This is a genomic window from Stutzerimonas stutzeri (assembly GCF_000952685.1).
Lineage (GTDB): Bacteria > Pseudomonadota > Gammaproteobacteria > Pseudomonadales > Pseudomonadaceae > Stutzerimonas > Stutzerimonas stutzeri_E.
The window spans coordinates 14,511-39,045 of the sequence record NZ_JYHV01000013.1; the positions used below are offsets into that span (position 1 = coordinate 14,511).

Sequence of the window (24,535 nt, forward strand, 5' to 3'; positions counted from 1 at the left end):
GCGACAGGGTTGCGGCGTCGGCAGGCGCGGCGGTAGCAGGCTGGGCAACGCGGCGGCGATTCGAAACGGGTTACTGGGCGGCTGTAAAGCAGCCGTAGGGCTGTTTCGGCGGCGCAAACGGCAAAACGGTAAGTCTTCAGGCTCGCTTGGCATGTGCATTGCCTTGATGACGCGCAGGCATTTGCAGGGTTTTCCGCATCAGGGCGTTTCTGTAGTTTAAAAAACGCGCTCCGGTGCGCCTGGGCTTAATACTGCAATCCTTCGTCCTGAGGGCGTTCATGGCTCGTGAGCCGTTCGCCTGGCAACAGAGGCCAGCGGCAGCAAAACACCTAACAACAAGGTTTAACCATGTACCGATTTTTTCTTGCCGGATCGCTCTCGTTGGTAACCGGGCCATTGCTCGCGCAGACAAGTGAACCGCTTACGCTTGACCCCTTGATGGTGAGCTCGCCGCGGGCGGAATCCGACTGGTTCACCTTGCCGATGGCGGTGTCCGCCGTAACGGCGCAGGACCAGCCGGGTGAGCAGTTGCTCACCCTCGACAGCTTGCTCGGGCCTGTGCCGGGCGCGCTTTCGCAGAGCCGCTACAACCTGGCGCAAGGCATGCGCTTGTCCATTCGTGGCTTTGGTTCCCGCTCCAGTTTTGGCGTGCGCGGCGTGCGGGTGCTCGTCGACGGTGTGCCGCTGACCATGCCTGACGGGCAGACCGAGATGGACGGGCTGGATACCTCGCTGGTCGAGCGCATCGAGGTGATTCGCGGCCCCTCGTCGACGATTTACGGCAATGCCGCCGGTGGCGTCCTGGCGATCCAGACGCGACAACCGGGCGACACGCCGCTCACTCAGGTCGAGGTGACCGGCGGCGAACTGGGCTATCGCCGCATGCGCGCGGAAACCAGTGGCAGCGCCGGATCGCTGGGCGCCTTGCTCGCCGTCAACGCCACGCAACTCGATGGCTACCGCACGCACGGGACTGCCGAAACCAACCACCTCACTGGCAAGCTGCGTTGGCAGGGGGAGGGCGGCACGCTCGGGCTCACCCTGCATGCGATCGACAACCGAGCCGAAGACCCCGGTGGCCTGACGCTGGATCAGGTCCGGGCGGACCGTTCCCAGGCGCGGCCGCAGAGCCTGCAGTTCGATTCCGACGAGACTGTCGAGCAGCAGCGCGTCTCGCTGGTTTGGGATGGGCAGGCCGCCGGCGACGATACGTACCAGTTGCGCAGCTATTACGGCCAGCGTGAGTTCGGCAACCGCCTCCCGTTGCAGAACAACGGCCAGACAGCCTATGACCGCTGGTTCGCCGGGGTGGGCGCGCAGCGCACCTTTCACCGTGAACTGGCGGGTCTGCCGCATCAGTTGACCGTCGGAATGGACCTGGAAAGCCAGCGGGACGAGCGCTCGCGCAACGACAACCTGCCAGGTGGCATCACCGGCGCCCTGACGCAGCGCCAGCGCGAAACAGCGGACAGTCGGGGCGTGTTTATCGAGGATCAGCTGCACCTGGGCGACGCCTGGCTGCTCGCTGCCGGCGTGCGCTATGACAGCGTGCGGCTCGAGGCGAAGGACCGTTACCTGAGCGACGGCGATGCCTCGGGCGAGCGCAACCTGGAGGACTGGAACTACAGCCTGGGGCTGAGCCGGCAACTGGACGCCCACCATGTGGCGTACGTGCGTTACGCGACCTCGTTCGAAACGCCGACGATCAATGAAATGGCCAACCCAAACGGGGGTGGCTTCAATCCGTCCCTCGGTGCGGCGCAGTCGGTCAACCGCGAGATAGGCTTCAAGGGCGAGCACCCGGGGTTGCGCTACGAAGCGGTGCTCTACAGCATGCGCATCGAAGATGAACTGGTTCCGGAAGTCGACGGGCGTACCTTCTACACCAACGCGGGCCGGTCCAGCCGCGACGGGGTCGAGCTCAGCGGGGACTGGCTGGTGGGGCGCTACTGGCGCTTGACGGGTGCCTGGAGCTACAACCGTTACCGTTTCGAGCAGTTCCAGGGTTACGACGGCAACCGCATCCCGGGAATTCCAGGGCAGACCCTGTTCGCCGAGGTCAGCTATGAACGCGACGACTGGTATGCGCGGGTCAACGTCAATGCCTACGACCATCAATACGCGGACAATGCCAACGTCGACCGCGTGGCCGGCTATGCGGTAGCCAACGCCCGCTTGGGCTGGCGACTGGCGTGGGGCGATCAGCGGTGGGAGCCCTATCTCGGCGTCGACAACCTGTTGGACCGCGATTACTACGACAACCTGCGCATCAACGATAACTTCGGTCGCTACTATGAGCCTGCCCCAGGGCGGACTATTTATGCCGGTGCGAAACTGACGTTTTGATAGCTTGCGGTTGTTGCGCTGCGCTGATCGAGGGCGCACGCCGCAATGGAAGCACAGCCCCAGCCGCTGCTCCGCGAATCAAGCGGCATCGCTTGATCCGGTTCCTTCAAAGGGCTGTCTGGCGCCGGGGGGCTGGCTAGGCCGGAAGCGATAGTTGTGTGCTGCATGGGTTCCGAGGCTGCTAATGGGCGAAGCCAGCCTGCTGCCTTCCGTCATCCAACAGATTTATCTGTATATCCATACAGATAAATCTTGCCTGCCGCTCCGCCTCTGCGCATGCTATCGGCCATTGCAAAGCGAACGGGTGACGACCTGATGCGGCTGTTTCTCTGTGAAAAACCCTCCCAAGCCAAGGACATTGCCCAGGTGCTCGGCGCCACACGGCGTGGCAATGGCTGTTGGGTGGGTGCCGGTGTCACCGTGACCTGGTGCATCGGCCATCTGCTGGAAACCGCACCGCCGGACAGTTACGACGCGCGTTACAAGCGCTGGGCGCTGGCCGATCTGCCTATCGTTCCTGAGCGCTGGAAGATGTTGGTCAAGCCCAAGACGGCGAGCCAGTACAAGGCGGTCAAACGCCTGCTGGGCGAGGCGCAGGAGTTGGTGATCGCCACCGACGCCGACCGTGAGGGTGAGATGATCGCCCGTGAGTTGGTCGAGCATTGTCGCTATCGAGGGCCGGTTCAACGGCTGTGGCTCTCGGCACTGGACGACGCTTCCATCCGCAAGGCCCTCGGCGCGCTGCGCGCGGGCGCCGATACCTTCAATCTCTATCAATCGGCGCTCGGGCGTTCGCGGGCGGACTGGTTGATCGGCATGAACATGAGTCGACTGTTTACCCTGCTTGGGCGGCAATCCGGCTATCAGGGCGTGCTGCCGGTTGGCCGGGTGCAGACGCCGACGCTGCGCCTGGTGGTCGACCGTGACCGCAGCATTGCCGACTTCGTGCCGCAGCCATTCTGGGCCATCGAGGTGCAGCTTTTGGGTGACGAACCGGCTCCCTTTACCGCGCAGTGGCGCGCGCCGGAGGAGCACAGCGATGACCAGGGGCGTTGCCTCGACCAGGCGCTGGCGCAGCGAGCGGGCGAGGCCATGCGTGCAACTGGCAGCGCCCGGGTGCAGCGGCTCAAGACCGAACGCATGCGCGAAGCCGCGCCGCTGCCGTTCGATCTCGGCACCCTGCAGGAAATCTGCTCGAAGAAGCTCGGCCTGGGTGCTCAGGAAACGCTGGATATCGCCCAGGCGCTCTACGAAACCCACAAGCTGATCACCTATCCGCGCAGTGATTGCGGCTACCTGCCGCTGAGCCAGCACAGCGAAGCGCCGGGCATCCTGGCCGCATTGACGCAGGCCGATCCGTCGCTCGGCGAACTCGCGCCACACCTCGAACCCCGGCGCAAGTCGCGCGCCTGGAACGACGCCAAGGTCGGCGCGCACCACGGGATCATCCCCACGGCAGCGGCCCGCGCATTCGAGCGGCTGGCGGGCAAGCCACGGGCGGTCTATACGCTGATCCGTGCGCGCTATCTGGCGCAGTTCCTGCCCGCGCACGAATACGATCGCACCCAGGCCGATTTTGACTGCGGCGGCCAGACACTGCGGGCGGTCGGCAAGCAGATCGTCGAACCGGGCTGGAAGCGCGCCTTGCCCGAGGCGCTGGCGGCGGCCAGTCGCGGTCGTGAGGCGCCAGCGCCGCAGACGCTGCCATCGTTGCGGGAGGGGCAGACATGCGCGATCCACGACCTGATCTTCAAGGATCTCTGGACGCAGCCGCCCAAGCCCTTCACCGAAGGTGACTTGATCAAGGCGATGAAGAACGTCGCCAAGCTGGTGGACAATCCCAAGCTGAAACAGAAGCTCAAGGACACCACCGGCATCGGCACCGAGGCGACGCGTGCAGGAATCATCCAGGGCTTGCTCGAGCGCGGCTACCTGACCAAACAGGGCAAGGCGTTGGCGGCAACACCGGCGGCCTTCAGCCTGATCGATGCGGTGCCGCGCGCTATCGCCGACCCCGGCACCACGGCAATCTGGGAGCAGGCGTTGGACATGGTCCAGAGCGGGGAGATGAACCTCGAAGAGTTCGTCAGTAAACAATCGGCTTGGATGAGCAAGCAGGTCGAACGGTGCAAGGGCGTGCGACTGATCATCAGCGGGCCCGCCGCCCCAGCCGGTCGCGGTGCGCCCTGGAAAAAGCGCAAGGGTGCGGGCCGCAAAGCGCCGCCCAAGGCGCGTCGCGCTGTGAAGTCACCCGATCTCGCATGACGGTTAGGAACAGCGTGGCGCGGATCACCATCGTCTCGCCTGGCATGGTCAGCTATCGAGGTGTCACCTGATTGTCCACCGCCCCAGCAGGCGTGCCGGTTCGCGTTTAGAATGCGCGAGCCTTTTTTCCTGGACGATGTGCCCAATGCAACCTGACGCCCTCGCCACCCTTCAGCAGCATCTCAGCCACGCCCTCACGCATCTACCAGAAGAAACCCGTCGGCTATTTCATGGGCGTGGGCGCTGCTGGGCCGGCCTGGAGCACGTCACGGTCGATTGGCTGCAGGGCGTGGTGCTGGTCTCGTTGTTTCGCGAGCCAGCCCCTGATGAGCTGGAGGCATTGATCGGGATGTTGTCGTCGCTGACCGAGGCGCAACCCTGGCAATCGAGCGGGGCGCATACCCTGCTGCTGCAGCACCGCTACCTGCCCGACAGCCATATGCAGCAGCTGCTCGGTGAACCGATCGAGGAGTGGCTGATCAGCGAGAACGGGCTGCGGTACAAGCTCGACCTGGGCATCAAGCAGAACAACGGGCTGTTTCTCGACATGCGCTACGGCCGACGTTGGGTTCAACAGCAGGCGCGGGGCAAGCGCGTGCTCAATCTGTTCGCCTATACCTGTGGATTCTCCGTGGCGGCCATCGCCGGTGACGCCGAGCATGTGGTCAATCTGGACATGGCCAGAGCGGCCCTGAGCCGAGGACGCGACAATCATCGGCTAAACCAGCATGAGCTGAGCCGGGTGAGCTTTCTCGGTCACGAGCTGTTCAAGTCCTGGGGCAAGGTCAAGAAGAGCGGGCCTTACGATCTGGTGATCGTCGATCCGCCCTCGTTCCAGAAAGGCAGCTTTGCTCTGGACCGGGACTATCGGAAGATTCTTCGGCGCCTGCCTGAGCTGCTGACGCCCACTGGTATGGTGCTGGCTTGCATCAACGACCCTGATACCGGGCCGGATTTCCTCATCGACGGCGTTGCCGCCGAGGCGCCCGAGTTGGTATTTCAGAAACGTTTGGAGAACCCCCCGGAATACCCCGACGTCAGCCCCGAGAGCGGTTTGAAGGCGCTGGTCTTCAGCCGTTCCGTGCCTCCGGCCGGGCAGACATAATCCGTTTCCGCCGGGCTGCGACGATAAAGGTCGTACAGGGTCGAAACATCCACTCTCCAGTCTTCGCTGGAGGGCTCACTCACCTATTGGTTAAAGTTGCAAACGGCTCTATCCATGAACGGGGCGACGGGCCTATGGATAGGTTCGATCAGTTGTAGGAGTCAATGTCATTACTGATTCAGGGCAGCAAATACAGGCAGTCTTCGATGCCGCTTGCGACTGCGCCATGCTTACGACCGATCCGCAGGGGGTGATTACGGCTTGGAGCACCGGCGCCGAGCGCATCTTCGGCTGGACCGCGCGGGACATGCGCGGGAAGGCATTCGATCGACTATTCAGCTGCGAAGAGCGCTCCGCGGATTCGCTGCATGAGCTGATGCAGCGCGCGCTGGCAGAGGGTAAGACCAGCCACGATCGTTGGTATACCCGTGCCGACGGCTCTCGCCTACGGGGTGCAGGCACGCTCACGCCCTTGCTCTGCGAGGGCAGGCACCTGGGCTTTCTGAAGGTCCTTCACGATTGCACGGCAGAGGATGAGGTCGCGCAACGCCTGGCCGACAGCGACAGACGTTATCGCACCCTGTTCGACGCAATCGATGCGGGGTTTTGCGTTATCGAGATGAAATTCGATGTCGAGGGGCGGCCGATCGACTATCGCTTTCTTGAGACCAATCCGGCGTTCGAGCGCCAGACCGGACTGGCTGACGCGGTCGGCAAGTGGATGACCGATCTGGCGCCTGCCCATGAGCAGCACTGGTTTGACATCTATGGCGAGGTTGCTCTGAGCCGCCGTCCGGTGCGTTTCGAGAACAACGCCGATGCCTTGCAACGCTGGTACGAAGTCCAGGCGATGCCGGTTGGCGAGCCTTCCGAATACCGTGTCGCGATATTGTTCAACGATGTTTCCGGGCGTCGCTCCGCTGAACTGGCGTTGCAGGCCCTGATGGAGTCCCTGCGCGAGGAAGTTGCCACCCGAACCAAGGACCGCAATCAGCTCTGGGAATTGTCCAGCGACGTGATGATCCGCTGTCGCTTCGACGGGCTCATCATGGCCGTCAACCCGGCCTGGGAGCAGTTGCTCGGGTGGAGCGAAGCTCAGCTGCTCGGTGCCAACATCCTTGATTTCGTTCATCCGGACGACCTTTCCAGCACGCTGGAGACGATGCGGCGCTCCTCGCAAGGGCAGTCTTTCGTACATTTCGAAAACCGCTATCGGTGCAGCGACGACAGCTATCGCTGGATCAGTTGGTCGTCGCGACCGGCTGATGCGGTCATCAACGCAGTGGGGCGCGACGTCACCACACTCAAGGAGCAGGCGCAGGCACTTGAACTGGCCGAAGCGCAACTGCGGCAAAGCCAGAAGATGGAAGCGGTCGGCCAGCTGACCGGAGGTCTGGCACACGATTTCAACAACCTGTTGACCGGGATCGGTGGCAGTCTGGAACTGCTCGAGAAGCGCATCGAGCAGGGGCGCTTCGATTCGCTCGAGCAGTACGTAGCGGTGGCGCAGACCGCGACTCGCCGAGCCGCCGCGCTGACGCATCGGTTGCTGGCATTCTCTCGTCGCCAGACGCTCGATCCTATGGCGACCGATGTCGGAGAGCTGGTCAGGGATCTGCGAGAACTCCTCAGCCGCACGGTCGGGCCGTCAATCAAACTGGACACGCACGTGGCCAGCGATCTGTGGCCGACACTGGTGGATCGCAATCAGCTGGAAAATGCATTGCTCAACCTCGGCATCAACTCGCGGGATGCGATGCCCGACGGCGGCACGCTGACCCTCGAAACCTGCAACGAACTACTGGATGAGCAATCGGCGTTGGAACTCGATGTGCCACCTGGGCAATACGTGCGCGTATGCGTAACGGACACGGGTGTCGGCATGTCCAAGGAGGTCGTGTCGCAGGCGTTCGATCCGTTTTTCACCACAAAGCCGTTGGGGATGGGCACAGGCCTGGGGCTGTCGATGGTCTACGGCTTTACCCGGCAATCGGGCGGCCAGGTGAAGATACACTCCGAGCCGGATCGAGGCACCCGCATCTGTCTGTTTCTTCCGCACGTGGCGCTCGGTAATGTTGAGGCTCATGACTCCGCCGAACTGGAGGCGCCACGGCAGGTGGGCGGCGGCACTGATGAGATCGTGCTGGTAGTGGATGACGAGCCCGCCGTGCGCATGCTGGTGGTGGAAATACTGCAAGAGCTGGGATATCGGGTGCTGCAGGCCGCTGATGGCAACGAGGGGCTGCGCATTCTTCAGAGTGGCGCGCCGATTGCGCTGCTGGTCACTGACGTTGGACTGCCCGGCGGGATGAACGGACGCCAGCTCGCCGACGCCGCTCGGCAACGGGATCCTCTGCTGAATGTGCTTTTCATAACCGGCTACGCGGAAAGCGCTGTGATGGGCAGCGGTCAGTTGGAACCCGGGATGCGCATTGTGACCAAACCGTTCTCGATCGATACGCTGGCGGCACGCATTGCGGAACTGCGCGCCGACCGCTGAGCGGTTTCGTCCGCGCCCAGGCTGGCGACGTTCTGCTCAGGTCGTTGTGCTTGGCGGTGCGCAACGGCCGGCGCAAGGCCGACCGTTGCGCAGTGCTGCAGACGTCAGTGTTGGTTGACGACCGCCATGTTGTTGAACCCGGCCTGGCTGATCAGCGCGTTGTTGCCCATGCCGCTCTGAACCACCAAGGCCTCGTTTCCAGCACCGCTCTGCGTGACCGTAGCCAGATGGCTTTCGCCGTACTGGGAAATTGTAGCCTGGTGGGGACCGTCGAACTGGTTAACATTGGCCAGGTTGAAATCACCATCCTGGACGATGTCGACATCATTGCCGAATAGGGTGCTGGAGCCGGTGATGCGGTTGCCTTCACCGTCCTGTACCGCGGTGAGCCTGTTGAGCAGGCCCGATTGAGTGAAGGCCAGCTCGTTGCCCTTGCCCTGCTGGTCGACCGTAGCGTTATTGTAGTTGCCGCTTTGGTCAACCGAGGCCATCTGGTTGCGACCGTCCTGATCGATTACCGTCACGTTGCCAAAGCCCTGCTGCTCTGCGGTGGCGGTATTGCCGTTGCCGCGCTGGGCGACGTCAACGTTGTTTTCGTTACCCAGTTGGTAGACGAAGGCGTTCTGGTAGCCGCCGCGCTGATTCACGTTCAGGTTGTTGCTGTCGCCACCGGCGTAGGTGTAAGCCTCATGACGGGTGCCCGTCTGGCGCACGTATGCCTCGTTGAGATTGCCGACCTGCTCGACTTCGGCGACCGAGCCAGCGCTCCAGTTCTGGACAATCGCGGCGGAGTTCTCGTCGCCTTTTTGATCGATCATGGCGCGATCGTTGGCGCTGAAAGACTGGTTGATGCTCGCGTCGTTGAGGCCGCCATCCTGATACAGCGCAGACTCGCTGCCATGGGTCACGGCCTGGTAGCTGGAGGCAACGTTGTGGTTGCCCTGTTGCTTGGTAACGGCGTCGGTGTCGTGAGTGCCGGTCTGCTGGCTATCAGCACTGTTGGCGTGGCCATGCTGGCGCTGTTCGATATCGCTGTTCCAGGTGCCGGTCTGGTTGGCGCTGGCATCGTTGGCGTTGCCGTTCTGCCATTGCACCGCGCTACTGTGCACGGCGAGCGTCTGGTTGATGTTTGCCTGATGGAAGTTGGCGATCTGCGTTTGCAGGGTCGACGACGAGTGCGAGGCGTTCTGCTCGGTCATCGCGTCATTGCCTAAGCCGCTCTGCAGTTGCGTGGCCATGTTCGAACTGCCGCCGTTCTGCTCTACCTGAGCGAGGTTGTCGATGCCGTTCTGGCGTTGTTCGGAGGTGTTATCGACGGCGAACGCCTGGCTGGCGGCGACGGTAAGAAGGGCAGCTACAAGGGGGTTTATCTTGAACATTATTGTCTCTCCATGAATGTTTTCAGCGGTACTTCCTGGTGATGCTCTGCTCAGCGGTACTGGCGTACCACTAGGTTCAGACCCTGGCCATTCTGCGTGACGCGACTACGATGCCCGGTGCCGGTCTGCTCGATCAGCGCGTTGTTGTACGCGCCGTACTGTTCAATACGGGCCTGGTTGCCGGTACCGTCCTGAACAATCAATCCCTGGTTGTGGCTGCCGTGCTGCACGATGAATGCCTCATGCGCATAGCCGCTCTGGAGGATGAAGGCCTCCAGTGCATTGCCGATCTGAGTGATGTCCCCAGTCAGGTTGTCGCCGACTTGGGTAACGGAGGCGAGGTTGCCAGCTGCCCCGCCGGCTTCTGGCTGCGCCAGTGCGATGGTGTGAGCCTGACGGAAGGCGAACTCGTTGGGTGCCAAATCACGTGATGAGGTGATTCCGGCGGCCTGAAGGGCGGGGCAGGTGAGCGCTGCGAAGAGCAGCGGCACCAGCGCGTTGCGGGCAATCCTTTGCACGAGGTCCATCAGTCATCCTTGGTTGAATGGCGATAGGCCATCCTGTCCTAAACCGCGATTCGGCAAATCCATCGAACGGGTGAAACCGTTGCGTTTGTTTCGAGTTTCCCGTTTCGCGGCGCGGACGAAACGGGAAAAGTCACTAGATCTTCGCCGGAATGGTGAGGTATTTCGCCAGTTCCGCCTTGACCTCGGGTGTGTTGTCGGCAGTCTGCCAGAGCCGCCGATCGACACCTTGAGCGATCAGGTGAGCGACTGCCGCTTCGATCGCCGACAACACGCAGAGCTGCGCCGGCTCGTTGGTGGTGTAGCCGGCCTCGGCTTCGAGCAGCTCCTTGAACTCGATGAATTTGTAGACGTTGGCGCTGCGCCCGATCGAATAAATGGTCTTGGTGGTCATCACGTTGGATAGCACCTGACCGCTGCGCACGTCGATGGCGCGTAGATTGACCGTGACCTGATCGACCCGGTATTCCTGCGATACGCCGATGCCCAGGTAGCGGGCGCCCTGCCCACCGCTACGCACGTTGGTTTCGTAGGCGACGATGGCGCCTTCCATGAGAATGTTGGCCGCCAACAGCGACGGCAACTCCGATTGAATGTTCGGCGCCACGTCCGGTTTGGCCTGTGAGGCGCGAATGATCTTGCGCTCGGTCAGTACGTTCTGCAGGCCCTCGCGCTCCAGCACGATGAACCAGCCGCTGGCCTGCATGGCGTCGACCAACATGCTGGCGGCGCCTTGGGTGACGGCAGTGGAAAAGGAGCTGGCCGGGCTTGGCTTGTACTGTCCGGTCTGGTCGCGGAAGCCATACACGGCGGCCACCAACGGCCCCCTTGGGCGCGGCAGTTCGAGCAGATCCTGATAGGTCGAGGTGCGGGGGGTCAGGGTCGGCGTTTCCTGGTCTGCCGACATGGGCTCGCGCACGGAGCAACCCTGTAAAACGGCCATCATCCCGATGGCTACGAATAGGCTTCTCATGGCCTTTTGCTCTCCCTGGTTAGTTTTGCCCGATGACGATTTCGGACACTTCGCCGGTCAATCGGTCGGTGATTTTCACGATCAGGTTGCCGATGTCGTCGTTGACGATATTGACGATGAAATCATCAGTCGTGATCGAACCGGTCTTGCCATCCCTGACGTCACCCAGCAGATCGGAAAGCAGGCGGGATTCGAGCTGGCTGGTGAAACGGTCGAGGGCCGAGGTGCCGTTCAGTGAGGAACGGTCGAGCGCATCCGGGTCCTTGGTGTCGTTCTGGGCCTGGGCATTGCCTAGCAACCAGGCACCGTTCAGCGGGCTGCCGCCAAAAGATGGGTTGACCGGCGTGTAGACCAGTTCGGTAGCAGTAACGCCGGTGCTGAGAAAGAAGCCTGCCAGAAGCATGCCGGTGATTTTTTGTGGTGACCGGTTCATAACTCATCCTTCGCAAGGTCAATGGTGTCTTCGAACAATGCTTCGACTTTCCTACGGTTTATCTCTTGTAGTACGAAATCCGCTGCGTCATAGGCGGTTTGCTCCATGTCGCTGACGTTCGGTTGCAGGAATCGACGGTAGAGCGGCTGGTTGTTCTGTTCGACCCAGACCAGAACGCCCCAGCGCGCCGACGGTCGCTCCTTGACCGCCAGGTTGAAATCCAGCGTGCTGGTGTCGTTCAGGCGCTCGCAGAATTTGCGATAGAACTCCTGGCCGGACCGGGAAATCGTGTTGTTGGTGATAAAGCCCTGGAGCTCGGCCTCGTCGGCATGGGCCTGGATACCGACCAGCAGCATCAGACTCAGGCACGCGGCTTTCATATACCAGCCTCGTTGACGTGCCCCATGACCAGCGATGCGCCCTGTGCGCGGTTGGACGCGCCCAGCTTGCCCAACGCGTTATGAATATGGCTTTTGATGGTGTGCGTGCTCAGATGCAGGCGCTCGGCAATTTCCGAGTTCGAGAGACCTTTGCCAGCGAGTGCGAGGATTTGCTTTTCGCGTACTGACAGCTCGTCGATGCCGCGTGAAACGTGGGTCAATTCACGATAGCGGCCGAGCATTTTTTCCATCAGCGCTCGGGGTAGCCAGTCGCCGCCCTCGAGAATGACGCTGACCCCACGGCTGAAATTGCCGCGGCTGGTGTTCGGGTAGAACACACCTCTGATCCAAGGATGCAGTTCCAGCAAGCGGCGCGCCTGCTCCATCTGGGTGTTTATCAGCGCGGTAGGGGTGTCGCGCAATTGCCGAAGCAGGCGTAGACAATCTGCATCCGAAAAGCTGCCAACGTCGACCAGCGTCAGGTCCACGTCGCCCAGTCCGGGACGAAGCGTAGTGCTGCGCGTCAGCCGCAGCTGAGGGCAGTCGAGCAGATATTGGGGAAGCGAGTTGTCCAACATTTCACAGTTGGACAGCAGAACGAGACGAGCTGGCGAGGCGACGAGCGCCAGACGGGCTTCATCGATCATGGGGCATATCCTTTGCTGAATGGCTACGAGTAGCGCCCGGATTCCTCACCGGGCCTGGCGCTTTGACATTACCGCTGAAAAAATAGTTCAGCCCAGTGACAATAAAAAGTCAAAAGTGAGAGGGAGTGGCGGTTTTCCGACGAAGCGCATGTCGTTCGAGGCTAAATGGAACTGGAAGACACTCATCCGCCGGGCTACATTCATTCTCTTTATCGTGACGGCAAAGGGAGCGGGCATGTCGGACCCAGCGTTCTGGTTGGTTTTTCTCTCGGCCGCTCTGGTGTTGAACCTGTCGCCAGGGCCCGATCTGCTGTTCGTTCTGTCGCGTACGCTGTCCAGCGGGCGACGCGTCGGCGTAGCCTCGGCGTGCGGTGTGTGCAGCGGCGCGCTGGTTCATGTCGCTGCGGCCGCTCTGGGCCTCTCAGCGATTCTGGCGACGTCGGCGCTGGCGTTTGCCGTCGTCAAATATGTCGGCGCCGCTTACCTGTTGTACCTCGGTATCCAGGCGTTGCGCTCTGCCAGCGCCAGCTCGTCGCTCAAGCTCAAGCCCGCCGCGCGGATCACCGCTTGGCAGGCTTATCGCCAGGGCATCCTGGTGGATATCCTGAATCCGAAAGCGGCGATTTTCTTCATGGCGTTCCTGCCACAGTTCGTACGGCCGAATGAAGGCGCGATAGCCCTGCAGTTACTGGTATTGGGCGTACTGGTGGTGCTGGTGGCGATCATTATCGAATGCGCCCTGGTGTTGCTGGCGGCCCGAGCGAGCTCGGCGTTGCGCGGCAACCGCCGTTTGAGCCAATGGCTCGACCGGGTACTCGGCTCGGTGTTGATTGGTCTGGGCATTCGTCTAGGCCTTGCCGAGCGCGCATAAACCAGTGGGGAACGTCCGGCCCGGTATCGGTCTGAATGGTATGCGGTGCGTTTTTCGACAGCGCTGCCACGGCTATCGGAAGGAGCTTTCATGTCCCTGTACAGCAAGAACACCACATCCAACCTGATTCCCTGCCTGCGTTATCGTGATGTCCCCACGGCGCTGGAATGGCTGTGCCGGGTGTTCGATTTCGAGCGCCAGAGTGTGGTCGAGGATGCGCAGGTGGGCATCATTCACGCCCAGCTCAGTTTCGGCAGCGGCATGCTGATGCTGGGCCCGGTGAGCGATTCGCAATACGGTCGTCTGGTCAGGCAGCCGGACGAAGTCGGCGGCGTTTCCACGCAAAGCATCTATGTCGTCGTCAACAGCGCCGACGCCCTTTACACCAAGGCCAAGGCTGCGGGGGCGAAGATCGTGATCGAATTGAAGGACGAAGACTATGGCGGTCGCGGTTTCAGCTGCCGCGACCTAGAAGGACATCTTTGGAACTTCGGTACCTACGATCCGTGGGCGGCACCGGTTGCTGAGCAGGGTGCACGGGAGAACGGCTGATGCGAACCCTGAAACTGGCCGACGGCGGTGTGGTCCCTGTGATCGGTCAGGGCACCTGGCACATGGGCGAGGATCCGGCCGAACGCGGCAACGAGGTGGCCGCGCTGCGCCTCGGCATCGAGCTGGGCATGACGCTCATCGATACCGCGGAGATGTACGGCGAGGGCGGCGCGGAAGAGGTGGTCGGCGAGGCGATCCGCAACCGCCGCGAGCGGGTTTTTCTAGTCAGCAAGGTCTATCCGCACAATGCCAGTCGCAAAGGCGTGCCGGAGGCCTGCGAACGTAGCCTGCGCCGGCTGGGCACCGAATGCATCGACCTGTATCTGCTGCATTGGCGCGGTCAGTACCCGTTGGCGGAAACCGTCGAGGCGTTCGAGCGGCTCAAGGAGCAAGGCAAGATCCGCCGCTGGGGCGTGTCGAACTTCGATCTGGACGACATGCACGAGCTGGCCGCGCCCGCATGTGCGACCAATCAGGTCCTCTACAACCCAGACGAGCGGGGAATCGAATTCGATCTGCTGCCCTGGTGTCAGGCCCAGGGCATGCCCGTCATGGCCTATTGTCCGTTGGGGCAGGGCGGTGCTCTGCTGCGCCATCCGGCTGTCATCGATGTCGCGCGTCGACACGGTGCGCAGCCCGCTCAGGTTGTGCTGGCCTGGGCCTTGCGCCAGCCCGGTGTGCTGGTAATACCCAAATCGGCCAACCCCAGTCACCTACATTCCAACGCCTCGGCCGCTGAGCTGAAATTGACGGCCGAGAACCTGGCCATCCTCGATAGCGCCTTTCCACCACCGGCTCGCCGACAGCCGCTGCAGATGGTTTGACTCTGGTTCCTTCGACGTAGGGAATGTTTGCCTCGCCGTGGCTGTCAGCTATGAACGACAGCAAATTCGGAGGAATGAGCATGAGTGGGTCCAGACTCGAAGGTGCGCTGGTGGTCATAACCGGTGCGTCCAGCGGTATCGGCCGCGCCACTGCGCAGGCTTTCGCCCGCCAGCGAGCCCGCGTGGTGTTGGCCGCGCGTGACGACGAAGCATTGCAGGAGGCGGCCGAAGAATGCCGGGCGCTTGGCGGTGAAGCGCTTGTAGTGCCCACCGACATGACGCTCAGCGACTCCGTGGAGCAGTTAGCCAACGCTGCCGCCGAGTTCGGTCAGGGTCGCATCGATGTCTGGATCAACAACGCCGGCGTCGGCGCGGTCGGTGCGTTTGACGAGACGCCGCTGGATGCTCACGAACAGGTGGTGCAGACCGATCTGATTGGCTACTTGCGGGGCGCGCACGTGGTGTTGCCCTATTTCAAACAGCAGAACGGTGGTGTTCTGATCAATACCCTGTCGGTCGGTAGCTGGGTGCCGCAGCCGTTTGCGGTGGCCTATTCGGCCAGCAAGTTCGGCCTGCGCGGATTTTCCCATGCACTGCGCGGCGAGCTCGCGCAGTGGCCCGGCATTCATGTGTGCGATGTGTATCCCTCGGTGGTCGATACGCCCGGTTTCCGCGACGGCGGCAACTATGCCGGGCGTTCGCTGCAGCCGCCACCTCCACTCTGTGATCCCCGTCAGGTGGCCGACGCGATGGTCAGTCTGGCGCTGCATCCACGTCATACCACCTCGGTCGGCGCGATGGCGACGGTGCTGCGCTTCGCCCACTTCATCGTCCCGGGCTTCGATCGATTGTCGGGCCTATTGACCGGCGGTGCACTGCGTCGCGCAGATCGGGTGGCGCCGTCGTCAGGCAACCTGTTCCATCCCGCCCTGGGCCAACGGCGAGTCGATGGCGGCTGGCGGAGCAACCATTCCCGTCAGCACACCTTGCTGATGATGGGTGGAGTTGCGGCGGGTATGGTCGGGCTGCTGCTGTGCTGTCGCAAGCGCTGATTCGATCCGGCCAATGGCTGGCCTGAGCGGCTGCTGAGGACGAAGGTCAGCGAGACTCGGACAAGCAGTCCAGCGAACTCAGATCCTTGTGCAGATCTCCCAGCTGCGCCTCGAGATGGCGCCGCTGATCGGTGTCGGATAGGGCGTAGAGATCGTTGACAAGGTCGAAGGCCGCCTGCTCGGTGCGGGCGAAGGCGTCTCGATAGTCTGTCGTCCAGAAGGATTCGCGATCTTGCAGTAGCTTCGCGATGCGGTTGTCGAAGCCCTCTTCGTGGCGTTTGGCGAGTGCTTCGCTCAGCGCTTGCTGCCATTGCGCACGGTTGGCCAGCCAGAATCGATTTTGGTCGCCGAGCGTGTGCGCCCAGGCGAGGATGCGCTGCCGTTGCACCGCGTTGACGCTGCCCAACCATTGCTCGACGCGCTCAGTCATGCGCTGCGCGCGTTCGCGGATCTGCTGCTCCAGTGGAGGCTGCAGATACTTCTTCTCACGTTCGCGGCGATCTTTCGCAAAGGCCTCGCTGAGTTCGCTGATCTGCTCGTCATCGAGGTCGCGCAACATTTGCGTCGTGGTCGGGGTGATTTCCACGGCAATGGTTTGAATCGCCTGTTTCGCGCTCTGGTAGTGAGCCCGCAGCCTGGCTTCGTTAATGTCGCCTTGACCGACCTGGTTCTGGAGGCGCTCGATCGCCTCGAGATACGCGGGTAGCTGGGTACGGCAGTGCCAGCTCAGATGGTCGCGCAGCTGGGCCCGCAAGCGCTGCTGCTGGTCGCGATTCATGTCCAGGTAGTCGTTGAGTGACCAGGGAATCAGCAGATGTAGGTTGCGGTAGGCAAGGTTCATGCGGCTGCAGCCGGCCAGGACCACGCAGACGGTGATCAGTAACAACAAGGCCTTACGGCCACACGCCTGACGGATATGCATCGGAGCCCTCGTTTTGCCATCAGCCAAAACGGCGATATCGCTTGTTCAGTAGAACAGCGGAGCGCCGCGGCAGTTCGGACTGACGCAGCAGCGCGGATGCCGGTTGTGACGGGCGGTGAACAGGAGCAGAGGGGCGGTGGCTGCGTCCCGATGGTCGGGTTACGGGCACCGGTTGGCGCAGGGGTCGATTCGCTCGGGTATCGGCGGTGGCGGTTCGACCAGCTCGGAGACCAGCTCCAGAGCCTTGTCGAAGGAAGGGTAGCCGCTTTGCGCGACATCCAGTTCCGAGTAAGCCTGACGGTACTGCTCTGCCTTGGCCGTGTCGCGCTCCTCGAGCAAATAGGGCTCCTGGTAGATCTTGTAAAGCAGCGCGATGGCATGCGGATGGCCTTTGGCTCGCGCTTTTTCGAGCAGGCGCAGCACCTCGGCCGGCTGCGGGCCCTGACGAATCATCAGCAAGGCCTGATAAAACTCGATCTCACCGCGCTCATCAAGACGGGCGCTGCGCTGGAGCAGCGCATCGGCGAGCTCGTAGCCCCCTTCGTCGCCGATGGCGATAAGGATTTTCGCCTGCAACAGATCATTCTGATAGAGCAGCCGCTCCGCGCGGCAGCCGCTGTCGGTCTGATCACAGGGCTGAGAGGCACAGCCACCCAGGGCCAAGAGCAGTCCGATCATCAGTGCATTCTTCATTGCTGCCTTGTTCTCTTGATTATTTAGGTGGGTCAGCGCGTGTTCTGACCTGCAAGTTCCCGTTCTGTTCAGCCTGTTTCAGCTTTCACTGGCGATGGGCTTGAGGCCGTACTCAAACAGGAGGATCTGCCACTCGGGATTGGTCGGCAAGGTGGCGAGGAAGTTGTCTAGGTAGTCGACGACGGCCTTGCCAGGTGCGCCGTTGATGAGCAGGTGTCGCGCGAATTTGTACAACGGGGTGGCCGAAACATATAGATCCCTGAGCTGTTGCTCTTTGCGGTAGTAGAGCAGGGTTGAACGCGGGATCAGCAAGGTGTTGATGCGCCCCGAGAGGAGCTTCTGAATATTTTGCTGGTCTGTCTGAACATCCTGGCGGGTGATCGCACCGCTGGCGATGTCTTCATCCAATTCCGCGTATCGATGCCCCAGCACGCCCCCCAGGACGAGGCCGTGCAGCGACTCGGGGCCTTCGTATTCAAAGGGGGCATCAGGTAGTGAGACGAAATCCTGTTGGTCAATCAGCAAAGGTTGCGACCATTTCCCATTGGCTTTTTGCGCGTCAGTGAAGAAGCTTGGCGTGGCCCAGAGCAGGACGCCGGGGCGCTTTCGGACGAGGTGCACATCCACACGTTTGCGCGGTAATTGCACCAGTTCGAAGCGAAATCGGTTGCGATTGCCTAGATCCTTGTTGAGCAAGTCGACGAATGCGTGCGAAAGGCCCTGAGCGTTGTCGAGGATGAAAGGCGGCGATAAATGATAGGTCCACACTTCGATTCGCTGTTGCGCCCGACAGATCAGGGGCAACAGAACGAACATGAGCACCAGAACGAGTCTCTGCATGGCGAACCTTTACGACGGGGTGGCGAAGCGGTTGGCCAAGGCTCGATGTTGCGACCCGTGGGTGGCTTCTGTCCGTTTCCATTCCACCAGCATAGCTGAGCGGCCAAAAGGCGCGAGCAGCCGGCGCTATACCAGACGGGCTGCTTGCTAGAAGCGCTCGTGCTCGCCGAGAAAGCGCCATTCGCCGATCGGGAGCTTAGCCATCGACAGGCGCCCGATGCGGATGCGCTTGCAACTGAGCATTTGCACGCCGATGGCTTCGCACAGCTGGCGCAAATCGCCGGCTTGCGGTGCCTTGAGCACGATGCGCAGGCGAGTCTCGTTCTGCCAGCTGGCCTTGGCTTTGGGCAGGACCCTGCCGCGATGGCCAATGCCTTTGGCCAGCAGCGCCAGGCCGCCTTCCTCGGGTTCGCCGGCCACTTCGACGATGTACTCCTGCTCCAGCCTGTCCCGGGGATCGGCCAGCTTGCGGATCACTTCGCGCTGCTGACTGAACACGACCAGTCCACTGGCATCCGGCTCGAGCGCTAGCAAGGCGGTCTGACGAGCAAGATGACGGTCGCGCGGCAAGAAACGTGCATCGTCGCCAGACCAGTGACTGGCCTTGGCGAGCTGCACCTGGGCACTGGCGGGGTCCGTGGCGGTGGGTTGGCCGGCTGGCTTGTGCAGCAGCAACGTGACCGGCGGCACTTCGGCCGCGACCGCGCCGGGCAGGAGCTCGATCTGCTGGTCGTCGACCTTGAAATAGGGGGCTTCGATGATTTGACCATCGACGCTGACCCAGCCGCCCTCGATATACAGCTCGGCCTCGCGCCGGGAACAGCCCAGTTGCTCGGCGAGGCGTTTGGACAAGCGTACAGGGTCGGTCATGGATATCTCGGATGTCGCGGTGGGAAACCTAGCGAGCCACTGCGGTACGGCAATGACAGCGGAAGCTCGCTTGTCGGTCAGGTGTTGCGGGTTGCTGCTTGGCTTTTTATTTCTTGCTGATGGTGATTTGCCGCGATGGGCCTTGGGTCTGGCCGCTGACGCCGTTGGGGATCTTCTGAACTTCGCCACCGGCCTTCAGGAAGGCGGCCATCTGAGCGGCCAAAGACTGGCTGGTTTCGCTGGCGGGTTCGGGCTTGCGTTTGGCGGATGTAGTCTTGGAGGCCATCGTCATCTGGTTCCTTTGGTCAGTCGAACCGGACATTATACAGATCTGGCTAATTTTTGTTCGATTTTCATGGGTACCAATTGGCTGAAGCGTTTTTCTTCGTCCATGGTCTTCATTGAATGATTGCCGTCACGTTCGGAGAGTTAACCATGTTGCGCTATATCCGCATCGGCCTTGCAGGCTGTTTCGTCTTGACCTGTTCCATGCCAATTCTCGCTGAAATGGAATATTTCGACAGCGAGCGAGGCCGCGTCACGGTGGAAACCGTCGCCAGTGATCTGGAGCACCCCTGGGCCGTGGCTTTTCTTCCGGACGGCAAAGGCATGTTGGTCACCGAGCGGCCTGGCAGGCTACGCGTCATCGAGCGTGACGGGCGGTTATCCGAGCCGCTCGCTGGCGTGCCGGACGTCTATGCGCGCGGGCAGGGTGGGTTGCTGGACGTGCGCTTGTCTCCCGATTTTCGGCAGGATCGGCTGGTCTATCTCAGCTATGCCGAGGCGGGAGAGAACGGTAAAGCCGGCACGACCGTGGGGCGCGGCCGGTTGACAGATGATCTGAACGCCTTGGAAGGCTTCACCGTGATCTTCCGGCAGCAGCCGAAGCTGTCCACAGGCATTCATTTCGGCTCACGGCTGGTTTTCGATGATGAGGGCCATCTTTTCATCGCGCTGGGTGAAAACAACCAGCGGCCCACCGCCCAGGATCTCGACAAGCTTCAGGGCAAGCTGGTGCGGATCTACCCCGACGGCAAGGTTCCGGACGATAACCCCTTCGTGACCACCCAGGACGCTCGTCCGGAGATCTGGTCCTACGGCCATCGCAATCAGCAGGGCGCCGCGATCAACCCCTGGACGGGTGAGCTCTGGACTCACGAACACGGTCCACGCGGTGGCGATGAGATCAACATTCCAAAGCCAGGGCTCAACTATGGTTGGCCGCTGGCGACCTACGGCATCAACTACGGCGGCCAACCGATTCCCGAAGCCAAGGGGGAGAAAGCGGCGGGAACCGAGCCACCGCATCACGTATGGAAACGCTCGCCGGCGATCAGCGGCATGGCGTTCTACGATGCACAACGCTTCCCCGAATGGCAGCGCAACCTGTTCATCGGCGCGCTGGTGGACCAGTCGCTGATCCGTTTGCAACTCAATGGCGATAAGGTCACCCACGACGAGCGATTGCTGAAGGACATGGGTGCACGAATACGTGATGTCCGCTTGGGCCCTGATGGCTTTCTATACCTGCTGACCGACTCGCCAAGCGGAAAACTCTTACGGGTCGGGCTGAGCGCGAAGTGAAACGGATGCCCTGATTCGGTTTTGCCAGGGAGCGTTCTCGCCGACCGCCGGTCCACTGTAGTGCCGGACGATTCCGGATCGCCGGCTGCATCTTGGCCGTCTGCAGGAGAGGCTCGCGACAGGATCGTCGTATCGCCATCTCCAGGCCTGACACACGGATAGGAGGAAAGAGTGGCGGTCGTCATCAGTGCTGTCTTGTGCATCATCCTGGGCTTGGTGCTCGCCGTTGGTGGTTGGAAAATCATCACGCTTGGCGGGACCTGGTATTTCGCGGTGCTTGCGGTGGGCTTTTTGCTGACCGGCATGTTGCTGCTGGCTAGACGTCGTGCGGCGTTGTGGGTCTACGCGCTGGTGATGTTTGGCGCCTTGGGTTGGGCGCTCTACGAGGTGGGCTTCGACTGGTGGCAGCTGGCGCCACGCGGCAGCATCGTCGCGCCGCTGGGTTTGTGGTTGTTGATGCCTTGGGTCGCCCAGCGGTTGGGTTGGCAGCATTTCGGTGCGCGAGCCTGGGGTGGCAGTGCGCTGCCGCTGATGTTGGCGGTTCTGCTCTGGGGCGCCGCAGCGGTGCAAGCGATCTCCAGCGACAGCCACGACATCAGGGGCATGCTGCCGCAACCGCTGGCGGCAGCACCTGCCGGCGAGGGCCCCGCTGTCGCCGACGGTGAATGGCATGCCTACGGCCGTACCCAGCATGGCACGCGTTATTCCCCACTGGCGCAGCTAACGCCGAGCAATGTCGATCGGCTGGAGAAGATCTGGGAGTTCAATACCGGCGATCGTCGCCGCCCCAGCGATCCGGAGGAAACCACCTATGAAGTCACCCCGCTGAAGATCGATGACAGTCTATATATCTGCACGCCGCATAATTTCGTCATCGCTCTGGACGCCGACACCGGGCAGGAGCGTTGGCGCTTCGATCCACAGGTCCCGGACTCGGTCAATCGTCAGCATCTCACCTGTCGTGGGCTGTCCTATCACATCAGTGATGCGCCCGCTGGCGAGCAGGCCTGTCGGCAGCGGCTGTTCATGCCGACCGCAGACGCACGGCTGATCGCGCTGGATGCCAAAACAGGGCGGGTATGCCCGGAATTCGGTCGCAATGGCGCGGTGAATCTATGGGCGAACATGCCGAACGTGAAAGAGGGCTTTTATTACTCCACCTCGCCGCCGGTGGTCGCCAACGGTCTGGTGATCATCGGCGGCGCGGTCAACGACAACGTTTCGACCACCGAACCGTCCGGTGTGGTACGTGCCTACGATGCCATTACGGGCGAGCTGAAGTGGAACTGGGACCCGGGTAATCCGCAACAGACCCAGCCGATCGCCGAGGGCGAAACCTACAGCGAAAGCACACCGAACAGCTGGAGCATTTCCAGCGCCGACGAGGCGTTGGGGTTGGTCTACGTGCCGCTGGGCAATCAGGTGCCGGACCAGTGGGGTGGCAATCGTAGCGAGAACAGCGAGCGTTTCTCCTCCTCGATCGTTGCCCTCGATCTCGATACCGGCGAGCTGCGCTGGGTATTCCAGACGGTGCATCACGATCTCTGGGACATGGACGTACCGGCGCAACCGAGTCTGGTCGATATCGATACGGACAATGGACCGGTCCCGGCGCTGGTCGCACCGACCAAGCAGGGCGACATCTATGTGCTGGATCGCCGCACCGGTGAACCGATTCTACCGGTCCGTGAAGTGCCTGCGCCGCAGGGCGCCGCCGAAGGGGACTGGGCCGCTCCGACCCAGCCGGTGTCGGCGCTGTCCTACGAGCCGCCCGTGCTGCAGGGCAAGGATCTCTGGGGGGCCACCTTCATCGATCAGATGATGTGTCATATCCAGTTCCACTCGCTGCGCTACGAGGGCCGCTATACGCCGCCATCGACCCAGGGCACCTTGGTGCATCCGGGTAACTTCGGCGTCTTCAACTGGGGTGGCGTAGCGGTCGATCCGGTTAGACAGATGGTGTTCAGTACGCCGGCCTATCTGCCGTTCACCTCGACCTTGATTCCCCGTGAGAACGACCGCAAGACCTATGTTTCCGATAGTGAGCCGCATCTCAACGAGAATTTCGGCGCGCCCTTCGCGGTTGAGCTCAAACCCTTCGTTTCGCCGATCGGCCTGCCTTGCATCGCGCCGCCTTGGGGGTATGTCGCCGGCGCCGATCTGCGCACCGGCAAGACCCACTGGATGCGCAAGAACGGCACCGTGCGGGATCGGGCGCCTATTCCCCTACCGTTCAAGATGGGTGTGCCGAGTCTCGGCGGACCGATGCTCACAGCCGGTGGGGTGGCGTTCCTGAGTGGCACGCTGGATTACTACCTGCGCGCCTATGACGTCACCACCGGCAAGGAGCTGGGCAAGTGGCGGTTGCCAGCAGGCGGACAGGCAACGCCAATGAGCTATCTGAGTCGCTCAGGCCGGCAAATGGTGGTAGTGGTCGCTGGCGGCCATGGCTCCCTCGGGACCAAGGCCGGTGACTCGGTCATAGCCTATGCCTTGCCACGATAGCCGGCGTGGCGAATCTGGTCAGAGCGGGGCCCGATCAGCACCCGGTGGCTGGGCCTCGCTTGTCATTCACGGGGCGATTCGGCTGGCCGTCGTGGCGCGCTCGCATCCTGCGGCCTGTTAGAATCGCCGCCTTCGACTCACAGGATTGTTCACCATGGCTGCAATCGGGCGCTTCAACAGCATGCAGATCGTCAAGCACACCGGTTTCGGCCTGTACCTGGACGGCGGGCCGGACGGCGAGATTCTGTTGCCCAATCGTTACATTCCCAAGAACGTCCCGACCGAAGTCGATGATTGGCTGAACGTGTTCATCTACCTCGACAGCGAAGACAAGCTCATCGCGACCACTGAGAAGCCCAAGGTCCAGGTGGGTGAGTTCGCCAGCCTCAAGGTCGTCGAGATCAATCGGGTCGGGCTGTTCCTCGATTGGGGACTGCCCAAGGACCTGCTGCTGCCGCATTCCGAGGAAAAGCGTCCGCTGAAAGAGGGCGATTATTGCGTCGTTCACGTCTATCTCGACAAGCACACCAAACGCATCACGGCCACCGCGCGACTGGACCGCTATCTCGACAAGACGCCGCCGCGCTACAGCGTTGGCGAGGCAGTGGATCTGCTGGTGGTGGAGCCGACCGATCTGGGTTACAAGGCGATCATCAACGGCAAGCACTGGGGCCTGATCCACAAGAACGAAGCCTTCAAGTTTCTGCGCGGCGGCATGCGCGAGAAGGGCTATATAAAGGAAGTCCGCGCGGACGGCAAAATCAGCCTGAGCCTCCAGCCGGTGGGCAGTGAAGCCGGTGACGCCTTGCAGGCGCTGATTCTGCAAAAGCTTCAGGAAAATCAGGGCAGCCTGCCGGTCAGCGACAAAACGGCGGCCGACGAGATTGCTCGGTTGTTCGGCGTCAGCAAGGGCAATTTCAAGAAGGCCATCGGTGGTCTCTACAAGCAGGGCCGAATCGTCATCCACCCTGATCGGATCGAGCGCGCCTGATTCTGTTGATCTGGCCGCCGCTTGGTCACTCCATTCTCCTCGCGATGTCTGTAAGCCCGACCGCATACAAGCGGTCCGGTTTTCTGCTGCTGGTCTCGCCAGTCGCGCCTCAACGGACCTCGTGAAACCCTCGAGTTAGACGGCATTCCGGCCAAGTCTCGTCCGGCACGGCTTCTTGGTGCGACCGCTTGTCCCGTCTAAGTGTTGCCGGGTGTAACAAAGCGGAACTCCCTTGGAGCGAATCATGTCCAGAAAGGGCGTCTGGTGATCCAGAGGCTT

The 24,535-nt window shown here is 61.9% G+C and carries 22 protein-coding genes; 11 read left to right on the forward strand and 11 right to left on the reverse strand.

Annotated elements, in window-relative coordinates; genetic code table 11:
• Positions 1–348 precede the first annotated feature (348 nt).
• The 4 genes from UF78_RS06200 (at position 349) to UF78_RS06215 (ending at position 8,216) form a co-directional block, all read left to right on the forward strand.
• Positions 349–2,346, forward strand: a complete 1,998-nt coding sequence (locus UF78_RS06200; RefSeq protein ID WP_045161196.1) for a TonB-dependent receptor family protein — start codon at positions 349–351, stop codon at positions 2,344–2,346.
• Positions 2,347–2,661: 315 nt separating this feature from the next.
• On the forward strand, positions 2,662–4,611 hold the full coding sequence (locus UF78_RS06205; protein ID WP_045161316.1) for a DNA topoisomerase III: 1,950 nt from the start codon (positions 2,662–2,664) through the stop codon (positions 4,609–4,611).
• Positions 4,612–4,756: 145 nt separating this feature from the next.
• Positions 4,757–5,716: a class I SAM-dependent methyltransferase gene (locus tag UF78_RS06210; protein ID WP_045161198.1), complete on the forward strand. Its 960-nt coding sequence runs from the start codon at positions 4,757–4,759 to the stop codon at positions 5,714–5,716.
• Between the two features lie 190 nt (positions 5,717–5,906).
• Complete coding sequence (locus UF78_RS06215; protein WP_268988807.1) at positions 5,907–8,216, forward strand: PAS domain S-box protein; 2,310 nt, start codon at positions 5,907–5,909, stop codon at positions 8,214–8,216.
• Between the two features lie 104 nt (positions 8,217–8,320).
• Here UF78_RS06215 and UF78_RS06220 read toward each other — a convergent pair whose 3' ends face one another.
• The 6 genes from UF78_RS06220 to UF78_RS06245 form a co-directional block, all read right to left on the reverse strand.
• Positions 8,321–9,595, reverse strand: a complete 1,275-nt coding sequence (locus UF78_RS06220) for a hypothetical protein (RefSeq protein ID WP_045161200.1) — start codon at positions 9,593–9,595, stop codon at positions 8,321–8,323.
• Positions 9,596–9,645: 50 nt separating this feature from the next.
• Positions 9,646–10,122 (reverse strand): hypothetical protein, encoded by a 477-nt coding sequence (locus tag UF78_RS06225; RefSeq protein ID WP_045161202.1) that lies wholly within the window; start codon positions 10,120–10,122, stop codon positions 9,646–9,648.
• A gap of 133 nt (positions 10,123–10,255) precedes the next feature.
• On the reverse strand, positions 10,256–11,092 hold the full coding sequence (locus UF78_RS06230; protein ID WP_080890562.1) for a CsgG/HfaB family protein: 837 nt from the start codon (positions 11,090–11,092) through the stop codon (positions 10,256–10,258).
• A gap of 19 nt (positions 11,093–11,111) precedes the next feature.
• Positions 11,112–11,525 carry a curli assembly protein CsgF gene (locus UF78_RS06235; protein ID WP_045161205.1) on the reverse strand — a complete coding sequence of 138 codons (414 nt, stop codon included), beginning with the start codon at positions 11,523–11,525 and terminating at the stop codon, positions 11,112–11,114.
• A complete protein-coding gene (gene csgE, locus UF78_RS06240) occupies positions 11,522–11,905 on the reverse strand; it encodes a curli production assembly/transport protein CsgE (protein WP_045161207.1) in 384 nt (127 codons plus the stop codon). Before csgE ends, UF78_RS06235 begins: the two co-directional genes overlap by 4 nt.
• The gene (locus UF78_RS06245; protein WP_045161209.1) at positions 11,902–12,552 is read right to left on the reverse strand and encodes a response regulator transcription factor; all 651 of its coding nucleotides are present in this window, start codon (positions 12,550–12,552) and stop codon (positions 11,902–11,904) included. Before UF78_RS06245 ends, csgE begins: the two co-directional genes overlap by 4 nt.
• Positions 12,553–12,787: 235 nt before the next feature.
• Here UF78_RS06245 and UF78_RS06250 point away from each other — a divergent pair, with 235 nt between their 5' ends.
• The 4 genes from UF78_RS06250 to UF78_RS06265 all read left to right on the forward strand — a co-directional run bounded on the left by UF78_RS06250 (position 12,788) and on the right by UF78_RS06265 (position 15,851).
• Positions 12,788–13,423 (forward strand): LysE family translocator, encoded by a 636-nt coding sequence (locus UF78_RS06250; protein ID WP_045161210.1) that lies wholly within the window; start codon positions 12,788–12,790, stop codon positions 13,421–13,423.
• Between the two features lie 90 nt (positions 13,424–13,513).
• Positions 13,514–13,975 (forward strand): VOC family protein, encoded by a 462-nt coding sequence (locus UF78_RS06255; protein WP_045161211.1) that lies wholly within the window; start codon positions 13,514–13,516, stop codon positions 13,973–13,975.
• Positions 13,975–14,799 carry an aldo/keto reductase gene (locus tag UF78_RS06260; RefSeq protein ID WP_045161212.1) on the forward strand — a complete coding sequence of 275 codons (825 nt, stop codon included), beginning with the start codon at positions 13,975–13,977 and terminating at the stop codon, positions 14,797–14,799. Before UF78_RS06255 ends, UF78_RS06260 begins: the two co-directional genes overlap by 1 nt.
• A gap of 80 nt (positions 14,800–14,879) precedes the next feature.
• Positions 14,880–15,851: an SDR family oxidoreductase gene (locus UF78_RS06265; RefSeq protein ID WP_045161318.1), complete on the forward strand. Its 972-nt coding sequence runs from the start codon at positions 14,880–14,882 to the stop codon at positions 15,849–15,851.
• 46 nt (positions 15,852–15,897) lie between these two features.
• Here the strand turns inward: UF78_RS06265 and UF78_RS06270 are convergent, their stop codons facing one another.
• From UF78_RS06270 to UF78_RS06290, 5 genes are all read right to left on the reverse strand, one after another.
• Positions 15,898–16,773, reverse strand: coding sequence for a DUF6279 family lipoprotein (locus tag UF78_RS06270; protein ID WP_045161214.1), 876 nt, complete (start codon positions 16,771–16,773; stop codon positions 15,898–15,900).
• A 159-nt stretch (positions 16,774–16,932) separates the two neighbouring features.
• The gene (locus tag UF78_RS06275; RefSeq protein ID WP_045161216.1) at positions 16,933–17,466 is read right to left on the reverse strand and encodes a hypothetical protein; all 534 of its coding nucleotides are present in this window, start codon (positions 17,464–17,466) and stop codon (positions 16,933–16,935) included.
• Positions 17,467–17,544: 78 nt separating this feature from the next.
• On the reverse strand, positions 17,545–18,282 hold the full coding sequence (locus tag UF78_RS06280; RefSeq protein ID WP_230623577.1) for a substrate-binding periplasmic protein: 738 nt from the start codon (positions 18,280–18,282) through the stop codon (positions 17,545–17,547).
• Between the two features lie 171 nt (positions 18,283–18,453).
• The gene (locus UF78_RS06285; protein ID WP_045161218.1) at positions 18,454–19,176 is read right to left on the reverse strand and encodes an RNA pseudouridine synthase; all 723 of its coding nucleotides are present in this window, start codon (positions 19,174–19,176) and stop codon (positions 18,454–18,456) included.
• A gap of 106 nt (positions 19,177–19,282) precedes the next feature.
• Entirely contained in the window at positions 19,283–19,462 is a 180-nt protein-coding gene (locus UF78_RS06290; protein WP_025240851.1) for a hypothetical protein, read from the reverse strand.
• 149 nt (positions 19,463–19,611) lie between these two features.
• Between UF78_RS06290 and UF78_RS06295 the strand changes: the two genes are divergently transcribed.
• The 3 genes from UF78_RS06295 to UF78_RS06305 all read left to right on the forward strand — a co-directional run bounded on the left by UF78_RS06295 (position 19,612) and on the right by UF78_RS06305 (position 24,256).
• Positions 19,612–20,760: a PQQ-dependent sugar dehydrogenase gene (locus tag UF78_RS06295; protein WP_045161219.1), complete on the forward strand. Its 1,149-nt coding sequence runs from the start codon at positions 19,612–19,614 to the stop codon at positions 20,758–20,760.
• Between the two features lie 171 nt (positions 20,761–20,931).
• On the forward strand, positions 20,932–23,265 hold the full coding sequence (locus UF78_RS06300; RefSeq protein WP_045161220.1) for a glucose/quinate/shikimate family membrane-bound PQQ-dependent dehydrogenase: 2,334 nt from the start codon (positions 20,932–20,934) through the stop codon (positions 23,263–23,265).
• A 154-nt stretch (positions 23,266–23,419) separates the two neighbouring features.
• Positions 23,420–24,256, forward strand: a complete 837-nt coding sequence (locus UF78_RS06305) for a CvfB family protein (protein WP_045161221.1) — start codon at positions 23,420–23,422, stop codon at positions 24,254–24,256.
• Positions 24,257–24,535 lie beyond the last annotated feature (279 nt).

Coding starts and splice junctions, on each gene's coding strand:
- UF78_RS06200 (WP_045161196.1), top strand. CDS start 349: ATGTACCGATTTTTTCTTGCCGGATCGCTCTCGTTGGTAACCGGGCCA.
- UF78_RS06205 (WP_045161316.1), top strand. CDS start 2,662: ATGCGGCTGTTTCTCTGTGAAAAACCCTCCCAAGCCAAGGACATTGCC.
- UF78_RS06210 (WP_045161198.1), top strand. CDS start 4,757: ATGCAACCTGACGCCCTCGCCACCCTTCAGCAGCATCTCAGCCACGCC.
- UF78_RS06220 (WP_045161200.1), bottom strand. CDS start 9,595: ATGTTCAAGATAAACCCCCTTGTAGCTGCCCTTCTTACCGTCGCCGCC.
- UF78_RS06225 (WP_045161202.1), bottom strand. CDS start 10,122: ATGGACCTCGTGCAAAGGATTGCCCGCAACGCGCTGGTGCCGCTGCTC.
- UF78_RS06230 (WP_080890562.1), bottom strand. CDS start 11,092: ATGAGAAGCCTATTCGTAGCCATCGGGATGATGGCCGTTTTACAGGGT.
- UF78_RS06235 (WP_045161205.1), bottom strand. CDS start 11,525: ATGAACCGGTCACCACAAAAAATCACCGGCATGCTTCTGGCAGGCTTC.
- csgE (WP_045161207.1), bottom strand. CDS start 11,905: ATGAAAGCCGCGTGCCTGAGTCTGATGCTGCTGGTCGGTATCCAGGCC.
- UF78_RS06245 (WP_045161209.1), bottom strand. CDS start 12,552: ATGATCGATGAAGCCCGTCTGGCGCTCGTCGCCTCGCCAGCTCGTCTC.
- UF78_RS06250 (WP_045161210.1), top strand. CDS start 12,788: ATGTCGGACCCAGCGTTCTGGTTGGTTTTTCTCTCGGCCGCTCTGGTG.
- UF78_RS06255 (WP_045161211.1), top strand. CDS start 13,514: ATGTCCCTGTACAGCAAGAACACCACATCCAACCTGATTCCCTGCCTG.
- UF78_RS06260 (WP_045161212.1), top strand. CDS start 13,975: ATGCGAACCCTGAAACTGGCCGACGGCGGTGTGGTCCCTGTGATCGGT.
- UF78_RS06265 (WP_045161318.1), top strand. CDS start 14,880: ATGAGTGGGTCCAGACTCGAAGGTGCGCTGGTGGTCATAACCGGTGCG.
- UF78_RS06270 (WP_045161214.1), bottom strand. CDS start 16,773: ATGCATATCCGTCAGGCGTGTGGCCGTAAGGCCTTGTTGTTACTGATC.
- UF78_RS06275 (WP_045161216.1), bottom strand. CDS start 17,466: ATGAAGAATGCACTGATGATCGGACTGCTCTTGGCCCTGGGTGGCTGT.
- UF78_RS06280 (WP_230623577.1), bottom strand. CDS start 18,282: ATGTTCGTTCTGTTGCCCCTGATCTGTCGGGCGCAACAGCGAATCGAA.
- UF78_RS06285 (WP_045161218.1), bottom strand. CDS start 19,176: ATGACCGACCCTGTACGCTTGTCCAAACGCCTCGCCGAGCAACTGGGC.
- UF78_RS06290 (WP_025240851.1), bottom strand. CDS start 19,462: ATGGCCTCCAAGACTACATCCGCCAAACGCAAGCCCGAACCCGCCAGC.
- UF78_RS06295 (WP_045161219.1), top strand. CDS start 19,612: ATGTTGCGCTATATCCGCATCGGCCTTGCAGGCTGTTTCGTCTTGACC.
- UF78_RS06305 (WP_045161221.1), top strand. CDS start 23,420: ATGGCTGCAATCGGGCGCTTCAACAGCATGCAGATCGTCAAGCACACC.